Origin of the sequence: Stenotrophomonas sp. G4 (assembly GCF_003428825.1) — a bacterium.
Lineage (GTDB): Bacteria > Pseudomonadota > Gammaproteobacteria > Xanthomonadales > Xanthomonadaceae > Stenotrophomonas > Stenotrophomonas indicatrix.
Window position 1 is genome coordinate 2,725,627 of the sequence record NZ_CP031741.1, and the last position, 21,997, is coordinate 2,747,623.

The 21,997-nt window shown below is 66.0% G+C and carries 27 protein-coding genes; 12 read left to right on the top strand and 15 right to left on the bottom strand.

Annotation, left to right across the window (positions count from 1 at the left end; translation table 11 throughout):
* Positions 1-112: 112 nt before the first annotated feature.
* From D0Y85_RS12600 to D0Y85_RS12625, 6 genes are read right to left on the bottom strand one after another with little or no spacing between them, the layout of a single operon-like run.
* Positions 113-565 (bottom strand): hypothetical protein, encoded by a 453-nt coding sequence (locus D0Y85_RS12600; RefSeq protein WP_025879253.1) that lies wholly within the window; start codon positions 563-565, stop codon positions 113-115.
* Positions 562-765, bottom strand: coding sequence for a PspC domain-containing protein (locus D0Y85_RS12605; RefSeq protein WP_025879254.1), 204 nt, complete (start codon positions 763-765; stop codon positions 562-564). Before D0Y85_RS12605 ends, D0Y85_RS12600 begins: the two co-directional genes overlap by 4 nt.
* A 50-nt stretch (positions 766-815) precedes the next feature.
* Positions 816-1,184 carry a YfeK family protein gene (locus D0Y85_RS12610; RefSeq protein ID WP_117310709.1) on the bottom strand — a complete coding sequence of 123 codons (369 nt, stop codon included), beginning with the start codon at positions 1,182-1,184 and terminating at the stop codon, positions 816-818.
* Entirely contained in the window at positions 1,181-2,248 is a 1,068-nt protein-coding gene (locus tag D0Y85_RS12615; RefSeq protein WP_117310710.1) for a class III poly(R)-hydroxyalkanoic acid synthase subunit PhaC, read from the bottom strand. The genes D0Y85_RS12610 and D0Y85_RS12615 overlap by 4 nt, the downstream gene beginning before the upstream one ends.
* Positions 2,249-2,251: 3 nt before the next feature.
* A complete protein-coding gene (gene phaE / locus D0Y85_RS12620) occupies positions 2,252-3,310 on the bottom strand; it encodes a class III poly(R)-hydroxyalkanoic acid synthase subunit PhaE (protein WP_117310711.1) in 1,059 nt (352 codons plus the stop codon).
* 22 nt (positions 3,311-3,332) lie between these two features.
* Positions 3,333-3,947 (bottom strand): phosphatidylcholine/phosphatidylserine synthase, encoded by a 615-nt coding sequence (locus D0Y85_RS12625; protein ID WP_049467510.1) that lies wholly within the window; start codon positions 3,945-3,947, stop codon positions 3,333-3,335.
* Positions 3,948-4,292: 345 nt separating this feature from the next.
* Between D0Y85_RS12625 and D0Y85_RS12630 the strand changes: the two genes are divergently transcribed.
* A complete protein-coding gene (locus D0Y85_RS12630) occupies positions 4,293-4,943 on the top strand; it encodes a class I SAM-dependent methyltransferase (RefSeq protein ID WP_117310712.1) in 651 nt (216 codons plus the stop codon).
* A 96-nt stretch (positions 4,944-5,039) separates the two neighbouring features.
* Here the strand turns inward: D0Y85_RS12630 and D0Y85_RS12635 are convergent, their stop codons facing one another.
* The 3 genes from D0Y85_RS12635 to D0Y85_RS12645 form a co-directional block, all read right to left on the bottom strand.
* Entirely contained in the window at positions 5,040-5,528 is a 489-nt protein-coding gene (locus D0Y85_RS12635) for an 8-oxo-dGTP diphosphatase (protein ID WP_093819148.1), read from the bottom strand.
* Between the two features lie 40 nt (positions 5,529-5,568).
* Complete coding sequence (locus D0Y85_RS12640; protein ID WP_117310713.1) at positions 5,569-6,081, bottom strand: DUF1249 domain-containing protein; 513 nt, start codon at positions 6,079-6,081, stop codon at positions 5,569-5,571.
* Positions 6,082-6,207: 126 nt separating this feature from the next.
* Complete coding sequence (locus D0Y85_RS12645; RefSeq protein WP_025879262.1) at positions 6,208-7,029, bottom strand: pyruvate, water dikinase regulatory protein; 822 nt, start codon at positions 7,027-7,029, stop codon at positions 6,208-6,210.
* 144 nt (positions 7,030-7,173) lie between these two features.
* On the opposite strand from D0Y85_RS12645, the gene ppsA reads away from it, so the two are divergent.
* Both ppsA and D0Y85_RS12655 read left to right on the top strand, forming a co-directional pair.
* Positions 7,174-9,552, top strand: coding sequence for a phosphoenolpyruvate synthase (ppsA, locus tag D0Y85_RS12650; protein ID WP_093819147.1), 2,379 nt, complete (start codon positions 7,174-7,176; stop codon positions 9,550-9,552).
* Positions 9,553-9,694: 142 nt separating this feature from the next.
* Positions 9,695-10,588 carry a mechanosensitive ion channel domain-containing protein gene (locus D0Y85_RS12655; RefSeq protein WP_025879264.1) on the top strand — a complete coding sequence of 298 codons (894 nt, stop codon included), beginning with the start codon at positions 9,695-9,697 and terminating at the stop codon, positions 10,586-10,588.
* A gap of 86 nt (positions 10,589-10,674) precedes the next feature.
* Here D0Y85_RS12655 and D0Y85_RS12660 read toward each other — a convergent pair whose 3' ends face one another.
* The 4 genes from D0Y85_RS12660 to tadA all read right to left on the bottom strand — a co-directional run bounded on the left by D0Y85_RS12660 (position 10,675) and on the right by tadA (position 14,114).
* Complete coding sequence (locus tag D0Y85_RS12660; RefSeq protein WP_240329241.1) at positions 10,675-11,736, bottom strand: alkene reductase; 1,062 nt, start codon at positions 11,734-11,736, stop codon at positions 10,675-10,677.
* A gap of 218 nt (positions 11,737-11,954) precedes the next feature.
* Positions 11,955-12,827, bottom strand: a complete 873-nt coding sequence (locus D0Y85_RS12665) for an EcsC family protein (protein ID WP_117310714.1) — start codon at positions 12,825-12,827, stop codon at positions 11,955-11,957.
* A 114-nt stretch (positions 12,828-12,941) separates the two neighbouring features.
* Positions 12,942-13,514 (bottom strand): oligoribonuclease, encoded by a 573-nt coding sequence (gene orn, locus D0Y85_RS12670; protein ID WP_117310715.1) that lies wholly within the window; start codon positions 13,512-13,514, stop codon positions 12,942-12,944.
* A gap of 75 nt (positions 13,515-13,589) precedes the next feature.
* Positions 13,590-14,114: a tRNA adenosine(34) deaminase TadA gene (gene tadA, locus D0Y85_RS12675; RefSeq protein ID WP_099820643.1), complete on the bottom strand. Its 525-nt coding sequence runs from the start codon at positions 14,112-14,114 to the stop codon at positions 13,590-13,592.
* 325 nt (positions 14,115-14,439) lie between these two features.
* On the opposite strand from tadA, the gene D0Y85_RS12680 reads away from it, so the two are divergent.
* Positions 14,440-14,877 (top strand): acetyltransferase, encoded by a 438-nt coding sequence (locus D0Y85_RS12680; protein ID WP_117310716.1) that lies wholly within the window; start codon positions 14,440-14,442, stop codon positions 14,875-14,877.
* A gap of 30 nt (positions 14,878-14,907) precedes the next feature.
* Here the strand turns inward: D0Y85_RS12680 and D0Y85_RS12685 are convergent, their stop codons facing one another.
* Positions 14,908-15,414, bottom strand: coding sequence for an N-acetyltransferase (locus tag D0Y85_RS12685; RefSeq protein WP_117310717.1), 507 nt, complete (start codon positions 15,412-15,414; stop codon positions 14,908-14,910).
* Between the two features lie 163 nt (positions 15,415-15,577).
* Between D0Y85_RS12685 and D0Y85_RS12690 the strand changes: the two genes are divergently transcribed.
* A complete protein-coding gene (locus D0Y85_RS12690) occupies positions 15,578-16,240 on the top strand; it encodes an HD domain-containing protein (RefSeq protein ID WP_117310718.1) in 663 nt (220 codons plus the stop codon).
* A gap of 116 nt (positions 16,241-16,356) precedes the next feature.
* A complete protein-coding gene (locus D0Y85_RS12695) occupies positions 16,357-17,565 on the top strand; it encodes an MFS transporter (RefSeq protein WP_117310719.1) in 1,209 nt (402 codons plus the stop codon).
* Positions 17,566-17,656: 91 nt separating this feature from the next.
* On the opposite strand, the gene D0Y85_RS12700 is transcribed toward D0Y85_RS12695, so the two are convergent.
* The gene (locus D0Y85_RS12700; protein WP_117310720.1) at positions 17,657-17,944 is read right to left on the bottom strand and encodes a barstar family protein; all 288 of its coding nucleotides are present in this window, start codon (positions 17,942-17,944) and stop codon (positions 17,657-17,659) included.
* A 177-nt stretch (positions 17,945-18,121) separates the two neighbouring features.
* On the opposite strand from D0Y85_RS12700, the gene D0Y85_RS12705 reads away from it, so the two are divergent.
* The 6 genes from D0Y85_RS12705 (at position 18,122) to D0Y85_RS12720 (ending at position 21,797) form a co-directional block, all read left to right on the top strand.
* A complete protein-coding gene (locus tag D0Y85_RS12705; RefSeq protein ID WP_117310721.1) occupies positions 18,122-18,370 on the top strand; it encodes a hypothetical protein in 249 nt (82 codons plus the stop codon).
* A gap of 9 nt (positions 18,371-18,379) precedes the next feature.
* Positions 18,380-18,556 carry a hypothetical protein gene (locus D0Y85_RS20585; protein ID WP_162887669.1) on the top strand — a complete coding sequence of 59 codons (177 nt, stop codon included), beginning with the start codon at positions 18,380-18,382 and terminating at the stop codon, positions 18,554-18,556.
* Positions 18,557-18,685: 129 nt separating this feature from the next.
* On the top strand, positions 18,686-18,955 hold the full coding sequence (locus D0Y85_RS12710) for a hypothetical protein (protein WP_117310722.1): 270 nt from the start codon (positions 18,686-18,688) through the stop codon (positions 18,953-18,955).
* Between the two features lie 127 nt (positions 18,956-19,082).
* Positions 19,083-19,331, top strand: coding sequence for a hypothetical protein (locus D0Y85_RS12715; protein WP_117310723.1), 249 nt, complete (start codon positions 19,083-19,085; stop codon positions 19,329-19,331).
* A 93-nt stretch (positions 19,332-19,424) separates the two neighbouring features.
* On the top strand, positions 19,425-19,583 hold the full coding sequence (locus D0Y85_RS20590; RefSeq protein WP_205420711.1) for a hypothetical protein: 159 nt from the start codon (positions 19,425-19,427) through the stop codon (positions 19,581-19,583).
* A gap of 72 nt (positions 19,584-19,655) precedes the next feature.
* A complete protein-coding gene (locus D0Y85_RS12720; protein WP_117310724.1) occupies positions 19,656-21,797 on the top strand; it encodes a TonB-dependent siderophore receptor in 2,142 nt (713 codons plus the stop codon).
* The last annotated feature ends 200 nt before the right edge of the window (positions 21,798-21,997 follow it).

Consider the following 21,997-nt stretch of genomic DNA (forward strand, 5'->3'; position numbering starts at 1 on the left):
CGAGCCCCAGGGACGGGTTTACGGCGTGTCCCGCGAACCCACCCCGCCCGGCCCAATCACATGAATCGCATTTCGCGACCCACCCACGAGGGGCTGCGCCGTTGGCTGGAATCTACGGCCACCAGCCGTGCCCGAACCGCGCGTAATGATCGGCCGCACGCTCGAACGGATTACGCGCACTGACACCACCACACAGCAGATACACCGGTAGGTACAGCGGCCCCAGCACCAGATACTGGTACACATGCGCACGCTCATGGTCATCCAGCCGGATCAACGGCTCCACGCCCCACCCCGCCTGATGCGCGTAGGTACGGCAGCACATGCCCAGATCGTGGCCGGTGTGCAGGATCACGTTGCCCAAGGTGATCGCTCCGCCCGGGCCCCAGGGCCAGTGATCGAAAACCACCGCGCAATCACGACCGCTCCAGCGCATCTTCGCACCACCCAGCAACCCGGCCAGACCGCCAAGCAGGCCGATCAGGGTATTGGGCACGGTCCACAGCGCGCCCAGCACCTGCAGCGCGCGCAGCCAGATCGGCCAGGGCCGGGACGCGGTGTTCAATCCGCCTCGTTGGGGATCAGCAGCCACAGCAGCAGGTAGACCAGGATGCCGGGGAAGGCGGCCGACGCCAGCGAGACCACCACGTACAGCACCCGCACCAGGGTCGGGTTCCAGCCGAAACGATGGGCGATGCCGCCCATCACCCCGGCAATCATGCGGTCGTTCAGCGAGCGCGACAGGGTGCGCGGCACAGCGTTCATGGCGAGGTCTCCCGGCTGACTGGCTGCGGCCACTGTAGCGCCTGCCGTGTCTACGGCGTGCGTTGGCGCAACGCCTGCAGGCGGGCGCCGAACCACGCCGCGGAGGTCTGTTCGGGCTGGCCGGGGCAGCGGATCCGGTACGCCTTGCCACTCATGCTGCTCTGGCTCGCCGCACGTTCGATGAACTGCTCGGCAGTGTCGACCATGTCCTTCTTCAGCAGGTAGTCGTACTTGCGCTGCAGGTGGGAACGTGCATCGGCCGGACCGTACCAGCTGCCATTGCGCTGGAACTGGCATTGGGAGCCATCCAGGCTTCCGATCAACTGCGCGATCTCGCGGCGCGCATCGGCGCTCGGTGCAGCGCCGGCAACACCTGGCACCAGGGCCAGAGCTAGCGCGAGCAGAGGGGAGTACTTCATGCTGTGCGTTCCTTCAACCAATTGTCGATGGTCGCCGGCACTTCGCGCTGCGCGCGGCCGGAGACGTAGATGCCGATGTGCCCACCGCGGAAACTGGATTCGGTGTAGTCCTGCGTGCCCAGCCGGCCACGCATCGCGCGCGATGCATCCGGTGGCACCAGATGATCCTGTTCGGCGTAGATGTTCAGCACCGGCAGGGTCACCTGCGACAGATCCACCGCCTCTTCGCCGATGCGCACGGTGCCGTTGACCAGGCCGTTGCCCTGGTAGAACTGCTTGATGAACTCGCGGAAGGCTTCACCCGCGAGGTCCGGCGAGTCGAAGATCCACTTTTCCATGCGCAGGAAATCCTCCAGCGCGGCCTTGTCATCGAGGATGTCGAGCAGGCCCACGTACTTCTGCACGTTCAGGCGGAATGGCTTGAGCATCAGGTAGCTGGCATTCATCAGATCGGCCGGGATGTTGCCCAGCGTATCCACCAGCAGATCCACATCCACCTGCTGTGCCCAGTGCGACAGCATGTTGTCGGCGGTCTGGAAGTCGACCGGGGTGACCATGGTGATCAGGTTGCCCAGCTTCTGCCGCCGCAGTGCGGCGTAGCACAGGGCGAACACGCCGCCCTGGCAGATGCCGAGCATGTTGACCGTTCCACCACAGCGCGCGCGCAGCGCATCCACCGCGCCATCGATGTAGCGCAGCAGATAGTCCTCAAGCGTCTGGTAGCGTTCGGAACGATCCGGATAACCCCAGTCCAGCACATAGACGTCCTGGCCCAATGCCAGCAGCTTCTGCACCAGCGACCGATCGGCCTGCAGGTCCACCATGTACGGGCGGTTGACCAGTGCGTACACGATCAGCAGCGGTGTGCGCCGCACCGGCGCGTTCTCGCCGACGAAGCGATACAGCACCACTTTGCCATCGCGCCAGACTTCTTCGCGGGCGGTGGCGCCATAGTCGACATCCTCCACCTGCGGCAACAGCTTCAACCCTTCCATCAGCTTGCGCTGCATGGCCAAGGTCTCCTGCATCAGGTCATCGGCGTTGAAGCCCAGCGGTCCTTTCATGGCTTACGACTTCCGCGTGGTCGCGCGGGTGGTGGCCTTCTTCGCTGGCGCTTTCTTCGCAGCAGCTTTCTTCGCAGCAGCCTTCTTCGCTGCAGGCTTGCGCGCGACGGGCTTGACCTTGGCAGGCGCTGGCTGGGCAACCGGATCGACGGCATCGGTACCGGCAAGCGCCGCCACCTGTGCCTGCACCCGGCGCAGGCTGCGCTCGAGCTCGGCAATGCGACGGTGGGCGGCATCCATCTCGCTGCGGGTGGGCAGGCCGATGCGTTCACTCATCTGTTCAACCTCGCGCTGCAGGCCTGCGCGCAGGCGCATCTGTGCGTTGCCCAGCGAGGCATACACCTGCTGGAACGGCTCGGACATGGCGACCTTGGCGTAGGCCTCCTCGGCCACTTCGATCCACAGATCGAACATCGCCCGGGCGCTGGTCAGCTGGCTGCCGGGCTGCTCGTGTTCGGCCAGGCGCCGCTCGAACAGGTCGAACGCCTCTTCCAGTGCCTGTTTGATCTGCTCGACATAGGCCTGCGAATGCTGCTGGTACTCCTCCTGCGCGCGCAGCAGGGCCTGCCACCGCGCGTGGTGCTCGCGGCCGGGCCCGAACGCCGGGCTCTGCAGCCAAGGGCCAGCCAGCGTCTGCAACTGCTGGAACCATGCCGTGAACTCGGGCGGCGCAGCGTCCACATGGGTGCTGCCGCGGGCCCCCTGCAGCATCCACTGCAGCATGCCGTCGCCCTGCCCCTTCACCGCTTCACGCCAGGCCTGGGCGACCTCGGCACTGCTGGCATCGCGGCCGGCAAAGCGTGCAGCGACTTCCTGCATGGTGCCGTACCAGCTGCCAGCCTGTTCGCGGAAGCGCCGCACCGCCTCTTCCGGCGCGGCAGCACCGGTCCCGGGCAGCAGTTGACCCCACCAGTCGAACAGGCGCTTCCAGTTGCCCGGGTCATCACCAGCGGGCGTTCCCGGCACGGCGGCATGGCGCAGGGCATCCCCCCAGGCGCCGAAGTACTGGCGGGCCAGGGTCTCGAAATCGCTGCTGCCGGGGTCGTTGGCCGAGCTGGTCATCGCGCTCCTCCGCAGGGCTGGGTCATGGCTTGGGAATGCGCAGGGTCTTGCTGATCATCAGCGACCCGGACAGCGCGAACAGCAGCACCAGCGGATGCAGCTGCCAGGGACCGATCTGCCACTGGCCCAGCCACAGGTCGCGGCCGATGGCATCGGTGCCGGCGGCGATCGCCAGCACGATCACCAGCGCCAGGCTGGTGGGAATCGGTGTTCCCTCGAAGTACTTCACCTTGCCTTCGTCACCGCTCATCGCCTCGGCGGTCACGTTGTATCGGGCCAGGCGGCTGACGCCGCAGCAGACGAAGTAGCTCAACACCAGCCAGTCCCAGCCCCCCTGCATGCCACAGGCATAGGCCAGCGCTGCGGGTGCGACCCCGAAGGAGATGACGTCCGACAGCGAGTCGAGCTCGCGGCCCAGGGTCGAACTGGATTTGCGCCAGCGCGCGATGCGGCCGTCCAGCGCGTCGAAAATGAAAGCCAGCGGGATCAGCGCCATGCCGAACAGCAGGTAGCCGCGCTCGCCATCCTGCAGGAAACGCATCGCGGCAAACACCGCGCCGGTGCCGCAGAAAGCGTTGGCCAAGGTGAACCAGTCCGCCAGATGGAACTCGCGCAGCATCGAGAAGTGACGTTTCATGAAGTCTCACGGGGCATCAAGGCTCACAGGGTACCGCGAGCGCCGCTACCGGCAACAGCGTGGCCTGCCCACGGCCTTCACCCGTCACTCACCGATCCTCACCGGCGGCGAATTTTTCGCCACCCATCTTGACAGCCTAGGGGGGTGGCGTCTGTCAGGGCTTATCCACAAAGTTGCCCACGCGTAATCCACACCCCCTGTGGACAACTGGTTCTCACTGACTGCGACGCTGGACATTTCCTCATCACCTGAAGCCGGGGTCCCCCTACTTCCCAAGCCCATCGGCTGGCGCTATGGTCTGCGGCGGACCCGCCGCCGCCACGTCCGACTCCTTACCGACGGACGATGTTGGTGCTGGATGCACGCACCCTGGCCGCGCAGTTGCGGCAGCCCCATGGCGAGGCCGCGCTGGCCGTGGGCGAATCGATGAACCGCAGCAACGGCGCCCTCAACCAGGCAGCGATCGCATTGCTGGCCGTCGCTGCCGGAGAACAGGTCCTGGAGATCGGCCCAGGTAACGCCGCCTTCGCGCCATTGCTGCTGCAGGCCAGCGGCAGTCGCTACCTGGGCGTTGAGCTGTCCGCTTCCATGGTCGACGCCGGCAACCGGCAGCTTGCCGCCAGAGGACTGGCCGGGCGAGCCGCGTTGTGCGAGGGCGATGCCCATGCCCTGCCCTTGGCTGATGCCTGCGTCGACGCTGCGCTGGCGGTCAACACCCTGTACTTCTGGCCGCACCTGGCTCCGGTACTGGATGAACTGGCGCGCGTGCTGCATCGCGGCGGCCGGCTATGCCTGGCCTTCGGCGATGCCGGATTCATGCGCACCCTGCCCTTTGCCGAGGACTTTGAGCTGCATGAGCTGGATGCGGTGGAGCTGGCGCTGCGGGTGTCCGGTTTCACCGTCACGGCGTGGCGCTCGCATCGCGAATGCAAGGCCGGCAATGACGGCCACCAGCGGGAAAAGCACTTCCATCTGCTGCTGGCGCAGCGGCGCTGAAGCTCTCCCCGCCGGGCATGGCCCGGCGCTACCGAGGCTGCGCCGGATGGGTAGCGCCGGGCCATGCCCGGCGAGCGCAGCGGCCTCCGGAATGCCTCACAGCCGGCTGAAGGACCAGCTCTGCATGCGCCCATCCCGGTAAGGCATCACTCCGTGGAACGGGCGCGGATCGGCATCGAACACCAGCGGCAGGAAGTTGCGGTCGCCCTCCCACATCGGCAGCTGGTCGAGCTTGTCCACGTCCACCCACTCCAGGGTGCCTTCGTGATTGCCGCCGTGCGGGGCACCCTCGAAGCTGTCGATGACGAACACGAAACCGAACCAGTCCTCACCATGCTTGCCGAAACCCGGCCAGCTGATGGTGCCGCGCAGGCGCATGGCCGTGCAGTCGATGCCGGCTTCCTCGGCGATTTCGCGGCGCATGCCGGCGGCAACGTCCTCGGTCGGCTCGACCTTGCCGCCCAGGCCGTTGTACTTGCCCAGGTGGTGGTCGCCCGGCCGGGTATTGCGGTGGATCATCAGCACCTGGCGGCGATCGGGCGAGAGCACATAGCCCAGGGTGGCGACGATCGGGGTATACGGCATGTGCGAATCCGGCGGCGGGTCAGCCGTGGATTATGGCCGATCAACGCACCAGCGACAGGCGACGGTCGCCGGCACCGGCAGTGATGCCGTCGGGATCACGGCGCAGGGTAGCCACGCCATGGCCGCGTTCGGCCAGGTATTCCAGCCATTTGCCGAGGAAGGTGTTCATCCGCATGCGATGGCTGATCAGCTCGGCCGGCGGTGGGTACAGGCCCATCGTGTCCTGCCAGCGGCGGCCGACGTAGCAGTGGGTGGTCTCGGCCTGGCGCGCGTCCCGGTACAGGCGGACGAAGGCCGATGGGTCCGGTTCGCCGGTCACCGGGTCGGCCAGGTCATAGGTCAGGCGCAGCTCCACCGTGTAGCGGTGGCATTCGATCACGTCCAGGCGCACGTCCAGGCCATCACCCACCGAAGAGACGTAGCTTCCCGCCACCAGCTCGGCCGGCGCGAACAGGCGCACCAGGTGACGATAGTTCTCTGCGTAGAGCCCCATGAGCCAGCTCAGCCGGCTCAGGCGGGGAATGCGCTCGGTACGGGGCAATGCTCGGGCCATGGGTTGATCCTACACGTTGGCCCTTCAACGTGGGGACAGATCGGTCCCGGCCAAAGGGGCCCCGTATCGACCAACGCTCGATACCCACCGCGCAGGTGGGCCACGACCGTTGGTCGTGGCGCCCCGTCAATACAGTTCGCGCTGCAGCCCCAGCGTGCCGAGCACCTTGCTGGAGATCTCCTCGATCGAGGTGTGGGTGGTGCTGAGGGTCGGGATGCGTTCCATCTGGAACATGACCTCCGCTGCGGCCACCTCGCGCTTGCAGGTGTCCAGGTTGGCGTAGCGCGAATTGGGCCGGCGCTCCTGGCGGATCTGCTGCAGGCGGTCCGGGTCGATGGTCAGGCCGAACAGCTTGCGCCGGTAGTTGCGCAGCCGGGGCGGCAGGCGGTCGCTCTCCAGATCCTCGTCGGTCAACGGGTAGTTGGCCGCGCGCACCCCGTAATGCAGGGCCAGGTAGATGCAGGTAGGCGTCTTGCCCGCCCGCGACACCGCCACCAGGATCACGTCGGCGTCGTCGTAATTCACCGCGATGCCATCATCGTGGGTCAGCGCGAAGTTCATCGCGTTGATGCGCCGGTGGTAGGTATCGAAGTCGACCATGCCGTGGGCCTGGCCGACCCGGTTCAGGCGCGAGCTGGACAGTTCGCGCTCCAGCGGCTCGATGAACGGGGCGAACACATCCAGCATCAGCGCCCCGCTTTCGGCCAGGATCAGGCTCAGGCTCTGGTCCACACAGGAGTTCACCACGATCGGCCGGACCTGGTAGCGCTCCCCCGCCGCCTGGATCCGGGCACAGGCTTCGCGGGCTTTTTCGGGGTCATCGACAAATGACATCCGGTCGGTAATGAAGCTGAACCCGGAGAACTGGGTCAACAGGCTATGCCCAATGGTTTCAGCGGTGATACCGGTTCCATCGGAAACGTAGAACACCGGACGGATGGTCGACATGCGCGCATTTACCCCCTACGAAGCCTAAAAGGGCCGCCAACACAAGCTTGTGCCGACGGTGGTCTGCCCGGCATCATATCGACTTCTTCCTACGGACGCGGCCATTCAGCCCGCCTCGGGCGATGGCCAAACGGAGCATCGCGCTTGAACGAGAACATCCTGTGGTTGCACGAACTGCGTCTGGCCGACCTGGCCCGCGTGGGCGGCAAGAATTCCTCGCTGGGCGAGATGATCGGCAATCTGGCCGGTCTGGGCGTCTCCGTTCCTGGAGGTTATGCGACCACGTCTGAAGCCTTCAAGGACTTCATCGCGCACAACGACCTGTCCAAGCGCATCTTCGACAAGCTGGCCACGCTGGACGTCGAGGACGTCAATGCGCTGACCGCAGCCGGCAAGGAAATCCGCGGCTGGGTGATCGATGCACCGCTGCAGCCGCAGCTGGACCAGGACATCCGCAGCGCCTACGCCAAGCTGAGCGCCGACAACGGCGGCGGCGACGTGGCCGTGGCCGTGCGTTCCTCGGCCACCGCCGAAGATCTGCCCGACGCCTCCTTCGCCGGCCAGCAGGAAACCTTCCTCAACGTCACCGGTGCCGACGATGTCGTGCACAAGGTCAAGGAAGTGTTCGCCTCGCTGTACAACGACCGTGCCATCGCCTACCGCGTGCACCACGGCTTCAAGCACGAAGACGTGTTCCTGTCGGCGGGCGTGCAGCTGATGGTGCGTTCGGGCGTGGGCGCGTCCGGCGTGCTGTTCACCCTGGACACCGAATCCGGCTTCCGCGACGTGGTGTTCGTCACCTCCTCGTTCGGCCTGGGCGAAATGGTCGTGCAGGGCGCGGTCAACCCCGACGAGTTCTACGTCTACAAGCCCACCCTGCAGGCCGGCAAGCCGGCGATCCTGCGCCGCTCGCTCGGCAGCAAGGCGATCCGCATGGTGTACTCGGATGTCCCCGGAGAGCGCGTCAGGATCGAGGACACCCCGGCCGAACTGCGCAGCACCTTCTCGATCAACGATGAAGACGTAGCCGAACTGTCGCGCCAGGCGCTGACCATCGAAAAGCACTACGGCCGCCCGATGGACATCGAGTGGGCCAAGGACGGTGTCAGCGGCAAGCTGTTCATCGTGCAGGCGCGCCCGGAGACCGTGAAGTCGCGCAGCCATGCCACCCAGATCGAGCGTTTCGCGCTGACCGAAAAGGGCGGCAACGTTCTCGCCGAAGGCCGCGCCGTGGGCGCCAAGATCGGTGCCGGCGTGGCGCGCGTGGTGAAGACGCTGGAAGACATGAACCGCGTGCAGCCGGGCGACGTGCTGATCGCCGACATGACCGATCCCGATTGGGAGCCGGTGATGAAGCGTGCATCGGCAATCGTCACCAACCGCGGCGGCCGTACCTGCCACGCGGCGATCATCGCGCGCGAGCTGGGCGTGCCGGCCGTGGTCGGTTCGGGCAACGCCACCAAGGTCATCGAGGATGGCCAGCTGGTCACCGTCAGCTGCGCTGAAGGCGATACCGGCTTCATCTACGAAGGCAAGCTCGGCTTCGAACGCACCACCACCGATCTGGGCAACATGCCGCCGGCACCGTTGAAGATCATGATGAACGTGGCCAACCCGGAACGCGCCTTCGATTTCGGCCAGCTGCCGAACGCGGGCATCGGCCTGGCGCGTCTGGAAATGATCATCGCCAGCCACATCGGCATCCACCCCAACGCGCTGCTGGAATACGACCGCCAGGATGCGGCGACGAAGAAGAAGATCGACGAGAAGATCGCCGGTTATTCCGACCCGGTCGGCTTCTACGTGGACCGTCTGGCTGAAGGCATCGCCACCCTGACCGCCTCGGTCGCGCCGAACCCGGTGATCGTGCGCCTGTCGGACTTCAAGTCCAACGAGTACGCCAACCTGATCGGCGGCAGCAACTACGAGCCGCACGAAGAGAACCCGATGATCGGCTTCCGCGGCGCCAGCCGTTACGTCGATCCGAGCTTCTCGGCCGCCTTCGCGCTGGAGTGCAAGGCCGTGCTGCGCGTGCGCAACGAGATGGGCCTGGACAACCTGTGGGTCATGATCCCGTTCGTGCGCACCCTGGAAGAAGGCCGCAAGGTGGTCGAGGTGCTGGCCCAGAACGGCCTGAAGCAGGGCGAGAACGGCCTGAAGATCATCATGATGTGCGAAGTGCCGTCCAACGCACTGCTCGCCGATGAGTTCCTGGAGATCTTCGACGGCTTCTCGATCGGTTCCAACGACCTGACCCAGCTGACCCTCGGCCTGGACCGCGATTCGTCGATCGTGGCGCACCTGTTCGATGAGCGGAACCCGGCGGTGAAGAAGCTGCTGTCGATGGCGATCAAGTCGGCACGGGCCAAGGGCAAGTACGTCGGCATCTGCGGCCAGGGCCCGTCCGATCATCCGGATCTGGCCGAATGGCTGATGCAGGAAGGCATCGAGTCGGTGTCGTTGAATCCGGACACCGTGGTCGATACCTGGTTGCGCCTGGCCAAGTTGAAGGCCAAGGGTTGACATGTGACGGCTGACGTCGCTTTCATCGACGCCTGCCCATACTGAAGCTGCACGCAAGCCCCGCCTCTGCGGGGCTTGCTGTTTCTGGCGTCCGCGTACGCCATGTTCCCGTCGCACCTGTTCCCGTTGCAAAGGAGTCCGCATGATCGCCGCTGCCCCACCCTCCCCCGCCACGACGTCCTGGTTCCGCTCACTCGACTGGGAACGCCTGCTGGAGACCTACGGCGTGCCGTTGCTGGCCGCGATCGTGGTGCTGCTGGTCGGCATGTGGCTGGCACGACGGCTGTCCAATGCCATGCCGCGCGCCACCTCGCGCATGGGCGTGGACCCGATGCTGGGCAGCTTCCTGCGCAACGTGGTCTACGCGGCCTCGCTGGTGATCGTGGTGATCCTGGCCATCGGTACGCTGGGCGTGCAGATCACTCCGCTGCTGGCCGTGCTCGGTACCGCCGGCCTCGCCGTTGGCCTGGCGCTGAAGGATTCGCTGTCGAACATTGCTTCGGGCGTGATGCTGGTGACCCTGCGTCCGTTCCGCGTGGGTGATGTGGTGACCATCGCCGGGCAGACCGGCACGGTTCGCGAGGTACGCATTTTCCAGACCGTGATCACCGGCGCGGACAACCAGCACACCACCATTCCGAACACGCTGATCACCGCCGCACCGATCATCAACCTCACCGCAGAGCCCACCCGCCGCGTCGAGCTGGTGGTGGGCATCGGTTACGAAGACAACATCCAGTTGGCGCGTGATACCGCACTGGCCCTGATGAAGGCCGACCCGCGCGTGCTGCAGACGCCGGCGCCGGACGTGGTGGTGTACGAGCTGGGTGCGCACGCGATCAATCTGGGCATCCGCTGCTACGTGAAGTCGGCCGATCACTTCGGCACCAAGGTCACCCTGCTCGAACAGATCAAGCTGGGCTACGACAAGGCCGGCATCAACATCCCGTATCCGCAGCAGGACATGCACCTGTACCTGCATGGCAAGGACGGTGGCGTGGTCGAGGCCGACGCACTGGTGCGTGACAAGCCCTGATCCGTCCCGGGGATGCCGGCCAACGGCCGGCACTACCCACCCCGCGCACCCGGGTAGTGCCGGCCGCTGGCCGGCAGCCTCCGGGATCAAACCGCGACGCTTTCTTCCAGCACCGGATAGTCGGTGAATCCCACCGCGCCACCACCGAAGTACGTCGCGCGATCGGGCGAATTCAACACCGCGCCGCTGCGCAGGCGCTCGGGCAGATCGGGATTGGCGATGAACGGCCGACCAAAGCCGATCAGGTCAGCCCAGCCCTCCACAAGCGCCTGCGCGGCACGCTCGGCGGTGTACTTGCCGGCGTAGATCAACGTGCCCGGATAGATCATCCGCAGCGCCTGCTTGAACGCGACCGGCATCAACGGGGCATCGTCCCAGTCGGCCTCGGCGATGTGCAGGTACCCCACACCCAGCTCGCCCAGCAGGTGCGCGGCAGCCAGATAGGTCGCCTGCGGCGTGTCATCCACCGCCCCCTGCAGCGTGGTCAGCGGCGCCAGACGCACGCCGACCCGCTCGCCGCCAGCGACATCAACCACCGCCTGCACCACCTCGCGCAGGAAGCGCAGGCGATTGCGCAGCGCGCCACCATAGCCGTCGGTACGCTGGTTGGCCTGCGAGTCGATGAACTGGTTGATCAGGTAGCCGTTCGCGCCGTGCAGTTCGACGCCATCGAAGCCGGCAGCCAAGGCATTGCGCGTGGCCTGTGCATAGTCGGCCACGATGCCCGGAATCTCGTCCTCGCCCAGTGCGCGCGGCATCGAGTGCTGGATCATTTCGCCCACGCCGGATTCCGGACCGGCGCCGGTCGGGTCAACGAAGACCTTCACACCTTCGGCCAGCAGTGCCGAAGAAGAGACCGGCGCCGCGCCGTCCGGTTGCAGGGCCACATGGGAGACACGGCCAACATGCCAGAGCTGGGCGTAGATGCGCCCACCGGCTGCGTGCACGGCATCGGTGACCCTGCGCCAGCCCTGAACCTGTTCGTCGCTGTGGATGCCCGGGGTCCAAGCATAGCCCTGGCCCTGCGGACTGATCTGGGTGCCCTCGCTGACGATCAGCCCGGCACCAGCGCGCTGGGCGTAGTACTCGGCCATCTGCGCGGTGGCAACATTGCCGGCCGCCGCACGCGAGCGGGTCATCGGCGGCATCACGATACGGTTGGGCAGCGTCAGCGCGCCCAGGCGGTGGGGGTGAACAACATGGCGGCACTCTCTTGCGGGGATTGCCGGCAAGGATGGGGATGGCGCTGCGCGCGCAACAGGCGCGTCCGCGCAAAACAGTTGTGCCTGGCAGGCAAGGGTCAGAGCCCTCCCTGCGGCGGTCGGGGTCGGATCCCTTTCCGCAGGAAAGGGCTCCGACCCCATCGTTACAACGTCGGCTCGATCAACGCCCCGCCGTGGGCGACACGGTCATAGCAGGCGCGCACGACATCTTCGCCGTACTTCAACTCCAGCCGGCGCACGATGAAATGGCCGCGGGCCATGTCCTGGTAGTAGTCGGTGAACATGGTGTTGAGCGTCGCGCCGGCCGCCGCACCGACGATTGGTACCGCCTGCGCGGCAAACTTCTCGGTGACCACCACGCCGAAACGGGCGGCGACCTTTTCCACCAGCTTGGCCAGCAGCTTGCCGGCTTCCTTCGGCGCCACGCCCAGGGTCAGGTCACGCCCGGTCACCACGCGCCCGGCCAGTTCGGCCGAGAGGTGGCGCATGACATCGGTGGTGAAGCCACGGGCGAGGTAGTAGCCGGTCTCGCTGGCATCGTCGCGCGGCGAATTGCCGCCCAGTGCGAACACCTCCAGGCAGGCCTGGCGGGTGCTTGACTGCGATAGATCGAAGCCTTCACTGCGGGCGACGTCGGCTACCGCGCGCATCATGATCGTGGTCGACACCGGCAGCTCGATGAACAGCGCAGCGAAACCGAACGCCCCACCCACCGCACCGGACGTCGCCGCCGCCAGCTTGTGCCAACGCGTCGAGGCGCCCTTGCCCGGGGTGTTGCCCATGCTCCAAAGCGCGGCCTGCACGGATCTGGACAACGCCGCCTGCACCGCACCGTGGATGCGGTTGGACACCGAGGTGGGAAGTGCCTTCACCGCGAACTCCAGCGGCGTCCCGACCAGGTTGGCCATGCGCGCGGTGATCGTGGGGGCTTCCAGCAGCGCGACCGCCCGCTGCAGGTCAGACCAGTCACCAGCGTCGTGGGCGATATCGCGGGGCAGCAGGATGGGCTCGTTCATGCGGCCGATCTTAGCGCCATGGAGTTGAACGCAGGGTGGTGCCGGCCGCTGCACGACAACCCTGCACCGCCGCTGGGGATCAGGCGATTGCCGGCCAGCGGCCGGCAGTGCCCCTCACGGGGTCGGCAGCCCCGACAGCGCGCCCATGAACTGGCGGTAATGGCGCAGTTCGTTGATCGAATCGTGCACATCGCTCAGTGCGGTGTGGCTGCTGGTCTTGCCCACGCCCGCAGCCACGCTTGGCGCCCAGCGCTTGGCCAGTTCCTTCACCGTGGACACGTCCAGGTTGCGGTAATGGAAGTATTTCTCCAGCCGCGGCATCTGCCGGTGCAGGAAGCGGCGGTCCTGGCAGATCGAATTGCCCGACATCGGTGACACGCCGGCTGGAATCCACTGCGCCAGGAAGGCCACGGTCTGCGCTTCGGCCTGGCCAAGCGTGGTGGTGCTGTCGATGACGCGCTGCCACAGGCCCGAACGACGATGCTGGTTGCGGTTCCACTCGTCCATCGCTTCCAGCGTTTCCAGCGGATGGTGGATGGCGAACTCCGGGCCCTCGGCCAGCACGTTGAGCTGGGCATCGGTGACCACGGTGGCGATCTCGATGATCGAATCGTTGTCGGTATCCAACCCGGTCATTTCCAGGTCGATCCAGATCAGCCGTTCGTTGGCCGCGCCGTTCTCTGCCATCGTGTCGCCTCGTTGCTGGGCAGGCACGAGGCCGGCCGGTAAAGGGAAGTGGCGGCCATCATACCCTTTCGCCACTCAGCCCTCGCCAGCGTGGTCCTCCAGCAGCAGCGGCGGCTTGCCACGCTTGGCCCTGAAATAATTGGTCAGGCGGTTGCCCGCTTCCTTGGCCAGCACACCGGCATGGACCTCGACCCGATGATTGTGGCGGGCATCACCGACCAGATCGAACACGCTGCCGCAGGCGCCGGTCTTGGGGTCGCTGGCGCCATAGACCAGGCGCGCCACGCGTGCGTGCACGATCGCCATCGCGCACATCGCGCACGGCTCCAGGGTGACATACAGGGTGCTGCCGATCAGGCGGTGATTGGCCAGCATCCGCCCGCCCTCGCGCATGGCCACGATCTCGGCATGCGCGCTGGGGTCGTGCGAGGCGATGTTGAGGTTCCAGCCCTCGCCCAGCAGCTGGCCGTCGGCTCCCACCAGCACCGCGCCGACCGGAATCTCGTCAAACTCGCGTTGCGCACGTTCGGCCAATGCCAATGCGTGGCGCATCCAGCTCTCGTCGACATCGTGCACCGGCACGCCCAAGGTATCAGTCATGGCGTTTCTCGGATTCAAGGAATGAGCGCGCGCGTAGTGTAGCGCAGGCCTTTTGCTGGTTCCGCCGCCTGGATGCGCCGTGCTGCGCCGGGCCAACGCTGCAGCAGCGTTGCCGGGCCGTGGCTGCCAGCCTGGAGCAGGGACGGAAGATCACGCTGGCCTGCACCGGCAATGGCGAAGTCATCGGCTTTCCGGCAGTGTCCGGCAGCAGCGTGCAGTAATGCGCCGCAACAGTGATGCCCAAAGCCCCGCTTCGGCGGGGCTTTCTGTCTGCGGGTGTCACACCGGTACAATCCAGGTATTCCGAAGCACCTTGGCCGATTCCATGACCACCCTGCGCCCCTCCCGCGCCTCTGATGGCGAGGCTCTCGTCGATCTCTGGCGTCGGGCCGTCGATGCCACCCATGACTTCCTCAGTACCGAAGACCGCCAGGCAATCGATACTGAGGTTGCCGGTTTCCTGCCGCAGGCTTCGATGGTCGTGGCCGTTGGCGACCAGGACCAGCCACAGGGCTTCATGCTGATCGAGGGCTCGCACATGGAAGCGTTGTTCATCGATCCGGACGTGCGCGGAACCGGCATCGGCCGCCAGTTGCTGCTGCATGCGCTGGCCCTGCATCCGCAACTGACCACCGACGTCAACGCGCAGAATGCGCAGGCCGTGGGCTTCTATCGGCGCATGGGTTTCGCCGAAACAGGCCACTCACCAATGGACTCGCAGGGCCGTCCGTATCCACTCATCCATCTGCGCCATCAAGGCTGACCAGCGTCCAGCGCGCCGGCCTTACTCCGATCAGCCAACCGCCTCGAACGCCGACGAGTACCGCACCTCGCCCTGCGCCATCGGTGGCTGCAGGCACAAGGCCTGGAAATACTCCGCCGGCACGCCCGGCAACAGCAGGTCCGGCACGGCACGAAAGCCAAAACGCCCGTAAAAGCCCGGCTCGCCCAACAGTACGCATCCGCGCGCCCCCTGCGCGCGCAACGCCTCGATCGCGGCCTGCACCAAGGCGGTTCCCACGCCACGCCCCTGCCGTTCCGGCAGCACCGAAACCGGGCCCAGCCCGAACCAGCCCTCGCTGCCGTCCTGTACGTCGACCGGAGACAACGCGACATGACCGATCAGCTGGCCCGCATCCTCTGCCACCAGCGAGATGCTCAGCTCGCCACGCTCACGCAATGCGTCGACGATGTGATGCTCGGTGTGGCTGCCATGCCTCGCCGTGGCGAAGGCTGCGCGGGTCAGCGCGTGCACGCCGGAGATGTCGCGTGGCATTTCACTGCGAATGGTGTAGATCAAAGGGCACCTCGCTCAATGCAGCGCATCCAGGCCATGTGCAGGACCACATTCGGCAGGCACCAGCAGGCCACGGACGGCGCTACGTTAGCCAGCGGCCTGCGCCAGGTCAACGCCCGGCAATGAAGCTGGGCGATAATCAAGCCTCCCACTGCTGGACACATACATGGACTGGGTTGCACAGGCACGCGCATTGGCCACCGAAGCCCACGCCAGTCAACGGGACAAAGCTGGCCGACCCTATATCGAGCATGTGGCGCGGGTTGCAGCGGCGATCCACGACGATGACGCAGCCAAGGCTGCAGCCTGGCTGCATGATGTGGTCGAAGACTGCCCGCAGTTCGCCGACCGGGTACGGGATTTCCCGCAGCCGATCCACGATGCGGTCACCCTGCTCAGCCGCCAGAGCGCGCCGGATGCTGCGCACTACTACGCAAACATCCGCCAGCATCCACTGGCGCTGAAAGTCAAACTGGCCGATATCGCCGACAACGCCGATCCACAGCGTCTGCGGCTGCTTGATCCCGAATTGGCCGGGCGTCTGCAGGAAAAATACAGCGCCGCGCTGGCAGAGCTGGGCGAACGCCGGTCGCCACAGAAGACGGGGTCTCCCGCCTCACCGCGACAGCGCCTGCAGCAGATGATGGAAGCCGCCCGCACACTGGAACAGTTGGTACGTGCGACCACCGGCCGGAGCAGCACCGACTGCGACCTGCCCGCCCACCAAGCTGCCTTGATCAAGGCACGCGATCTTGTATTCGCCGAACTGGAAGCACAGATGGAACCGGAGGCATTCATGATCTGGCGCACCATGCATTCGCGGACCTGAACGGACCTGGAGAGCGGTCGTCGCGGTTTGCCAAACGCTGATTCTTGGCAGCGGGCGCTGATCCCTGCTGCAATGCAACAGTAGAATGGGACGCTTCCCCGCCCCTTTGCCCCCGCATGAGCCCCAATTCCCCCCTGGCCGCTCGGCTGACGCCGCGCCAGCGCAGCCTGATCATCCTCGCCCTCTCATTGGGCGGTTTTGCGATCGGCACCAGCGAGTTCGCCAGCATGGGCCTGATGCTGGAGATCAGCCGTGGCCTTTCCATCAGCGAAACACAGGTCGGCCACCTGATCAGCGCTTACGCCATCGGCGTGGTGGTGGGCGCACCGATTCTGGCCTTCGTCGGCGCCAGCTTCCCGCGCCGCAGGCTGCTGCTGGCGCTGATGGGCTTCTATGCGGTCGGCAATCTGGCCAGTGCATTGGCACCGAACTACGGCACGATGCTGATGGCGCGCTTCGTCGCTGGCCTGCCGCATGGCGCCTACTTCGGCGTGGCGATGCTGGTGGCAGCTGCGATCAGCCCGGCCGGCCAGCGCGGCCAGGCGATGTCGCGCGTGCTGTTGGGGCTGTCGGTGGCGATCCTGATCGGTAATCCGCTGACCACCTGGCTGGGCCAGCAGCTGAGCTGGCGCACCGCCTTCGCCCTGGTCAGCGTGCTGGCCATCGCCACGGTGGCGATGATCGCGCGCTTCCTGCTGCCCGATCCGGACGAGGTGCGGACCTCGCCGATGCGCGAACTGCGCGCGTTCAACACCACCCAGGTGTGGCTGGCGCTGTCGATCGGCGCGGTGGGCTTTGCCGGCATGTTCTGCGTGTTCACCTACCTGGCACCGACCTTGGTGCAGGTGACCGGCGTGGCCGAGTCGTGGATGCCGCTGGCGGTGGGCGTGTTCGGCATCGGCGCGATCATCGGCAACATCGCAGGCGGCTGGCTGGTCGACAAGTTCCACTTCAAGGCCGCTGCGGTGGTGCTGGGGTGGTCGATCGTGATGCTGCTGCTGTACCCGCTGGCTGCCCAATCGGTGTGGACCATCGGCCCGATGATCATCACCGTGGGTACGATGGGCGCCCTGGCTGCCGTGTTGCAGACGCGCCTGATGGACGTGGCGGGTGAAGCGCAGACCTTGGCCGCTGCCTCAAACCACGCGGCGTTCAACACCGCCAATGCGCTCGGCCCTTGGCTGGGCGGCATGGCGATCAGCGCCGGCTTCAGCCCGGCCAGCACCGGCTACGTAGGTGCGGCGACGGCGGTCGGCGGCCTGCTGCTGTGGTGCCTGTCGGTGATGCTGGAGAAGCGCAGGGTTGCCATCGCTGGCAGCCGCTGAACTGCGCACGGTTCGTCAGCCGTCGCCCAGGCGACGGTGTTGCTCTTGAGGCAACAGGCAGCACCGCGCTGGCACCGGCTGCACGCCGAACCTACCGCAGGCAATAGCTGAAGCGTTCGCCCAGTGCCATGGCCTCATCCTGGCGCTGCGCCCGTTCAAGCACATCGACGATCTGCTGGAAGCGCGCCCCCAGCGCCTCCCTGGAAACCTGATGGCCGCTCCAGGTCAGCTGCAGCGGGCGCTCGACGCTGGCACTCAGCAGATCCCATAGGGCGTCGAGATTGTTCCCATAACCGCGCTCGACACCCAGCGCGAACGCCAGCGTCTCGTGGAATGCCCGCTCGCTGTGGATTCGGTTGCCGTCCAGCTCGATGTCCATTGCGGGCTACTCCGTTGCCAGCGGTGAGGGAAACGCCAGCCTGCATGCCATCCCAGCCGCATGCGCAGGCCTGGAGCGTAGCACCGCACCTCGTTGACTTCGCCACCGCGCCGGCCTGACAGCCTCATCACAGTGGGAAAACGAGGATGGAGACACCTGCCTGCAACCGAGAACACCATGCCGGACACCGGCCACTTCGCCATCCACGCCTTCGAGGCCGCGTTCACTATTTCCGGCGACGTGGAGCGCATTATTTCGCTCACCGTATCATGCCGTCATTGTGCGGAGATCACCTGCGCCCAGGATGCAAACCTGTTGCACCTGCCGGGCGGTACGCTGTTCCGTTGTGATGCCTGTGGCTGCCACCAGGCCATCAGCAATGCGCGCCTTTCGGACTGGCAACTGCCGCCCCTGCTCGGCGTATGAGGACGTACCATGCCGTTGACTGAAGAACAGTTCACCATCCTGCGCGCGATTGCCGATGCGCGCCCTGTAGGAAGCGATGCGGCGACGTGGGCCGTGAAGGAAGGCCTGGCGGTGCAGGCGGAAGATGCGGATATCGACCTGACCCCACGTGGGCGCGACATGCTGGCCTCCCAACCGGCGCGCTGACCTGCAGCCCGCACGTGCCGTGGTGAGCTCATCAAGGCATCTGCGCGCTGGCGGTGCGACGAACACACGGCGTAGATCTGCGTTGTTGCAGAGTTGCGCACGCCAGCTCCCAAGCGCGATACAGCCCTCATGCACCGCCAGCTTTCCCCCACCTGCCATGATGCGATTGCCTTGCGGGCCGGCGCGCTGGGCAGCGTGCTGGTCGTGGCGTTGTTCAAGGCCTTTGCGCTGTCCGCCGCTGCGGCAGGCTCGATGATGACGGTGGCGCTGTGGTTGCTGGGATGCGGTCTGCTGGCAGCGTGGGCCCTGGCGGCCTGCCTGACCTGCCTGGCCTTGAGCCGGCGCGTGTTCGTGTTGATGCTCGCGCTTTCGACGGTGTTCCTGATCTGTATTGGCTGATGACAGCCCGGCAATCCTCAAGTATCTCCACAATTGTTACTCAATAACAAGTGGCGCCAGTCCGATTGCGCGTGCGCCAGGTCACGGATTGAATTCGATGGCCAGACCGGCCCTCTCGAGATCCCCCATGCGCATCCTGCAACCCCTGCTCCGCTTCGCCCTCTGTGTCCTTGCATTCACCTCGATCAGCGCCTGCGCCACCTATGATGATTCGGCCATGCACGCTGCCTGCCAGGAGTCGCCGCATGTGAAGGACCTGCCACCTGAGGTTGCCGCCCGCGAAAGCCGCTGCAGCAAGGGCGTCGAAGTCTGGTCGAGCGAGCGCAAAGGCAGTGACCAGCCGCTGGACCTGAGCGGCAAGAAAAAGGGTCTCTGAAAGACGGCGGCGCAGCCCTGCGCGGGCTGCGCCTGACCTCAGGCGGGGCAGCCCGCGGATGATGCCCTGGCGCGGCTGGGCGCCTCGATGCTGATGGCGCCGCTGGTGGCCGCCTACGAACGGGCGCTGCGCGTCCCGTCCCGCGGCGGCGATCCGCAGCAGGCGATGCTGCCGCCGATCGTGCGCGGCGCCACCGGCGTGCGGGTGGCACTGGCCGACACGCCCTGCACGGATCCGTCCGCCCGTCCATAACGCAATCGAGGGATGGGCGCCGACCATTGCAAATGCTAATCTTTCTCATTTGCAATCAAATCGGATACCCCCATGCCCCACGTTCTGCCCTGCCATGGCATTCTGTGCCTGGCGACGACACTGGCCCTGGCTGCCCCGGGATACGCCGCCGACGCCCCGCCCAGCCGCGTACAGGAGCTGGACAAGGTGGAGGTGCGTGGCCGCGCACAGACGCTGTACCGTGTGGATGACGCCGCCGTCGGCACACGCACCGATACGCCGCTGGAACTGGTACCGCAGTCCATCCAGGTGCTGCCGCGCGAACTGATCGACGACCAGGCCGCACGCCAGGTGACCGACCTGTACCGCAGCATCAGCGGCATCAGTTTCTTCAGCTATGCGGGCGTGACCCTGCGTGGGTTCCGCCAGGAAAACGTGCTCTATGACGGCCTGCGCGGAGACCCGTATGCGGGCTTCGCGGTGCCCCAGCTGTTCAACATCGAGCGGGTGGAGGTGCTGAAGGGGCCGGCCGGCGCACTGTATGGCGGTGGTGATGCCGGCGGCGTCATCAATTATGTGACCCGCAAACCCCGGGCCACGGCTGAGCGCCGCATCGAAGTCCAGCTGGGCAACGAGGATTTCCGCGCCGGCTCGGTCGAGGCCACCGGCCCCCTGGATGCGGCCGGCCGCGTGCGCTACCGCGCCGGTCTGTACGGCGACGCCGAGCAGGGCGTGCGCTGGAACACAGACAGCGAAAGCGTGATCGGCGATGCATCGTTGGCCTTCGATGTGGGCGATAGCGGCGAGCTGACCCTGCAGTTCACCGACATCACCCAGAACCTGGGCGGCAACCGCCTGCGTGGTGTACCGGTGAATGACGCAGGTACGTTCCTGACCGACCGCCGCTGGAACCACAACGAGGCCAGCGACTTCCTCGACATGCGCGCCAAGGTCGCGCTGGCGCAGTATCGCTTCACGCCGGCCTCGAATCTGGATGTGGATTTCGCCGCGCGCTGGTTCACCAACAACGAGCATCAGATGTATCACGAGCCGATGGGGCTGATCGACCGCGATCGCGATGGCGTGGCCGAGTGGATGACGCGCCAGCTGCGCAATCAGATCCGCGACAACGAGGCGTTTACCGTCAACGGGAATGCCGTGTGGCGGGTCAGTACCGGCCGCATCGAGCATAAAGTGCTGTTCGGCGCTGACGTGTACCAGCTCGACGCCGACTTCACCGCACAGACCGCCAACAGCGCCGATCTCGCGCGCGGCGCCGGCCCGGTGCGTGGCATCGACCTGTTCAATCCAGTGTATGGCGCCAGCACCTGGCACGACTACGCTCTGGCTACCCTGCCCTGGCGCAGCACCTCGACGCGCAGCACACGCTACGGCGGCTACCTGCAGGACGAACTTGCGCTGGGCACGCGCTGGCATGTGCTGGCCGGCCTGCGCTGGGATGGCTTCAAGGACGAGGATCGCCTCGGCGGCAGCAGCGTGGATGGTCACGACCTCAGCTGGCGGCTGGGCAGCACTTTCACCGTGCGCGACGGGTTGAACCTGTATGCGAACGTGGCCAGTGGATTCGTGCCACAGAGCGCGGCCAACCAGGACCGTGCTGCCGGCGGCCCGTTCGACGCCGAACGCAGCAGGCAGTGGGAGGTGGGCATGAAGTCGCTGCTGGCCGAGCGTGTGACCCTGAACATGGCGGCCTACCGCATCGATCGCAGCAACATCGTGCAGGCCACCGGCGAAGTGATCGCAGGCGTGAACCAACTCGCCGCTCTGGGCCTGGTGCGCAGCACCGGCATGGAACTCGATCTGCTGGCCGACGTGACCGATCGCTGGGTGGTGAACCTCACCTACGCGTACAACGACGCACGGGTGAAGGATGCCGGCCCGAACGGCATCACCAATGCCTCCGGAGACCGCTTCGCCAATGCACCGCGCAACACGCTCGGCCTGTGGACGCGTTACGACCTGCCTGCACTGAACTCGGCCATCGGTTTCGGTGCCGACCATGTCGGCGAGCGCATCAGCCTGGACGGGCAGAACGTGAAGGCCTACACCGTGTTCGACATGAGCTGGAAGACTACGTGGAAGCAGTGGCAGTTCCAGGCCAACGTCAAGAACGTGTTTGACAAGGTGTATGCCGCCAGCGGGTTCATCGAGCGCAATGGCCATTTCCCGGGCGAGCCGCGCCGGGTTTACGTGCAGGCGGCCTACAGCTTCTGAGCCGGGCAGTCCCGTGCCCACCGGCCTCACCTGCCGGCACGACGTTCCTGATGCGAGGCAGCAGGACTGCAATCCACTGCAATTGCGTTATTCTTGCGCGCAGTCAGCCACGCTCGCAGGCGGCCATCAGCCGCGATTGCAGCACAGCATCAGCGTTGCGGACCAGCACACGATTCACCATGGATGTTCCAACGCAATCA

What these genes read in the sequence shown, in the direction of transcription:
- D0Y85_RS12605 (WP_025879254.1), bottom strand. Translation starts at nt 765, where the DNA reads ATGAACGCTGTGCCGCGCACCCTGTCGCGCTCGCTGAACGACCGCATG.
- D0Y85_RS20590 (WP_205420711.1), top strand. Translation starts at nt 19,425, where the DNA reads ATGGCGCCGCTGGTGGCCGCCTACGAACGGGCGCTGCGCGTCCCGTCC.
- D0Y85_RS12720 (WP_117310724.1), top strand. Translation starts at nt 19,656, where the DNA reads ATGCCCCACGTTCTGCCCTGCCATGGCATTCTGTGCCTGGCGACGACA.
- D0Y85_RS12635 (WP_093819148.1), bottom strand. Translation starts at nt 5,528, where the DNA reads ATGCCGTATACCCCGATCGTCGCCACCCTGGGCTATGTGCTCTCGCCC.
- D0Y85_RS12710 (WP_117310722.1), top strand. Translation starts at nt 18,686, where the DNA reads ATGCACCGCCAGCTTTCCCCCACCTGCCATGATGCGATTGCCTTGCGG.
- D0Y85_RS12660 (WP_240329241.1), bottom strand. Translation starts at nt 11,736, where the DNA reads ATGCCGCCGATGACCCGCTCGCGTGCGGCGGCCGGCAATGTTGCCACC.
- D0Y85_RS12690 (WP_117310718.1), top strand. Translation starts at nt 15,578, where the DNA reads ATGGACTGGGTTGCACAGGCACGCGCATTGGCCACCGAAGCCCACGCC.
- D0Y85_RS12655 (WP_025879264.1), top strand. Translation starts at nt 9,695, where the DNA reads ATGATCGCCGCTGCCCCACCCTCCCCCGCCACGACGTCCTGGTTCCGC.
- D0Y85_RS20585 (WP_162887669.1), top strand. Translation starts at nt 18,380, where the DNA reads ATGCCGTTGACTGAAGAACAGTTCACCATCCTGCGCGCGATTGCCGAT.
- D0Y85_RS12695 (WP_117310719.1), top strand. Translation starts at nt 16,357, where the DNA reads ATGAGCCCCAATTCCCCCCTGGCCGCTCGGCTGACGCCGCGCCAGCGC.
- phaE (WP_117310711.1), bottom strand. Translation starts at nt 3,310, where the DNA reads ATGACCAGCTCGGCCAACGACCCCGGCAGCAGCGATTTCGAGACCCTG.
- orn (WP_117310715.1), bottom strand. Translation starts at nt 13,514, where the DNA reads ATGGCAGAGAACGGCGCGGCCAACGAACGGCTGATCTGGATCGACCTG.
- tadA (WP_099820643.1), bottom strand. Translation starts at nt 14,114, where the DNA reads ATGACTGATACCTTGGGCGTGCCGGTGCACGATGTCGACGAGAGCTGG.
- D0Y85_RS12665 (WP_117310714.1), bottom strand. Translation starts at nt 12,827, where the DNA reads ATGAACGAGCCCATCCTGCTGCCCCGCGATATCGCCCACGACGCTGGT.
- D0Y85_RS12610 (WP_117310709.1), bottom strand. Translation starts at nt 1,184, where the DNA reads ATGAAGTACTCCCCTCTGCTCGCGCTAGCTCTGGCCCTGGTGCCAGGT.
- D0Y85_RS12625 (WP_049467510.1), bottom strand. Translation starts at nt 3,947, where the DNA reads ATGAAACGTCACTTCTCGATGCTGCGCGAGTTCCATCTGGCGGACTGG.
- D0Y85_RS12645 (WP_025879262.1), bottom strand. Translation starts at nt 7,029, where the DNA reads ATGTCGACCATCCGTCCGGTGTTCTACGTTTCCGATGGAACCGGTATC.
- D0Y85_RS12715 (WP_117310723.1), top strand. Translation starts at nt 19,083, where the DNA reads ATGCGCATCCTGCAACCCCTGCTCCGCTTCGCCCTCTGTGTCCTTGCA.
- D0Y85_RS12615 (WP_117310710.1), bottom strand. Translation starts at nt 2,248, where the DNA reads ATGAAAGGACCGCTGGGCTTCAACGCCGATGACCTGATGCAGGAGACC.
- D0Y85_RS12705 (WP_117310721.1), top strand. Translation starts at nt 18,122, where the DNA reads ATGCCGGACACCGGCCACTTCGCCATCCACGCCTTCGAGGCCGCGTTC.
- D0Y85_RS12630 (WP_117310712.1), top strand. Translation starts at nt 4,293, where the DNA reads ATGTTGGTGCTGGATGCACGCACCCTGGCCGCGCAGTTGCGGCAGCCC.
- D0Y85_RS12640 (WP_117310713.1), bottom strand. Translation starts at nt 6,081, where the DNA reads ATGGCCCGAGCATTGCCCCGTACCGAGCGCATTCCCCGCCTGAGCCGG.
- D0Y85_RS12680 (WP_117310716.1), top strand. Translation starts at nt 14,440, where the DNA reads ATGACCACCCTGCGCCCCTCCCGCGCCTCTGATGGCGAGGCTCTCGTC.
- D0Y85_RS12700 (WP_117310720.1), bottom strand. Translation starts at nt 17,944, where the DNA reads ATGGACATCGAGCTGGACGGCAACCGAATCCACAGCGAGCGGGCATTC.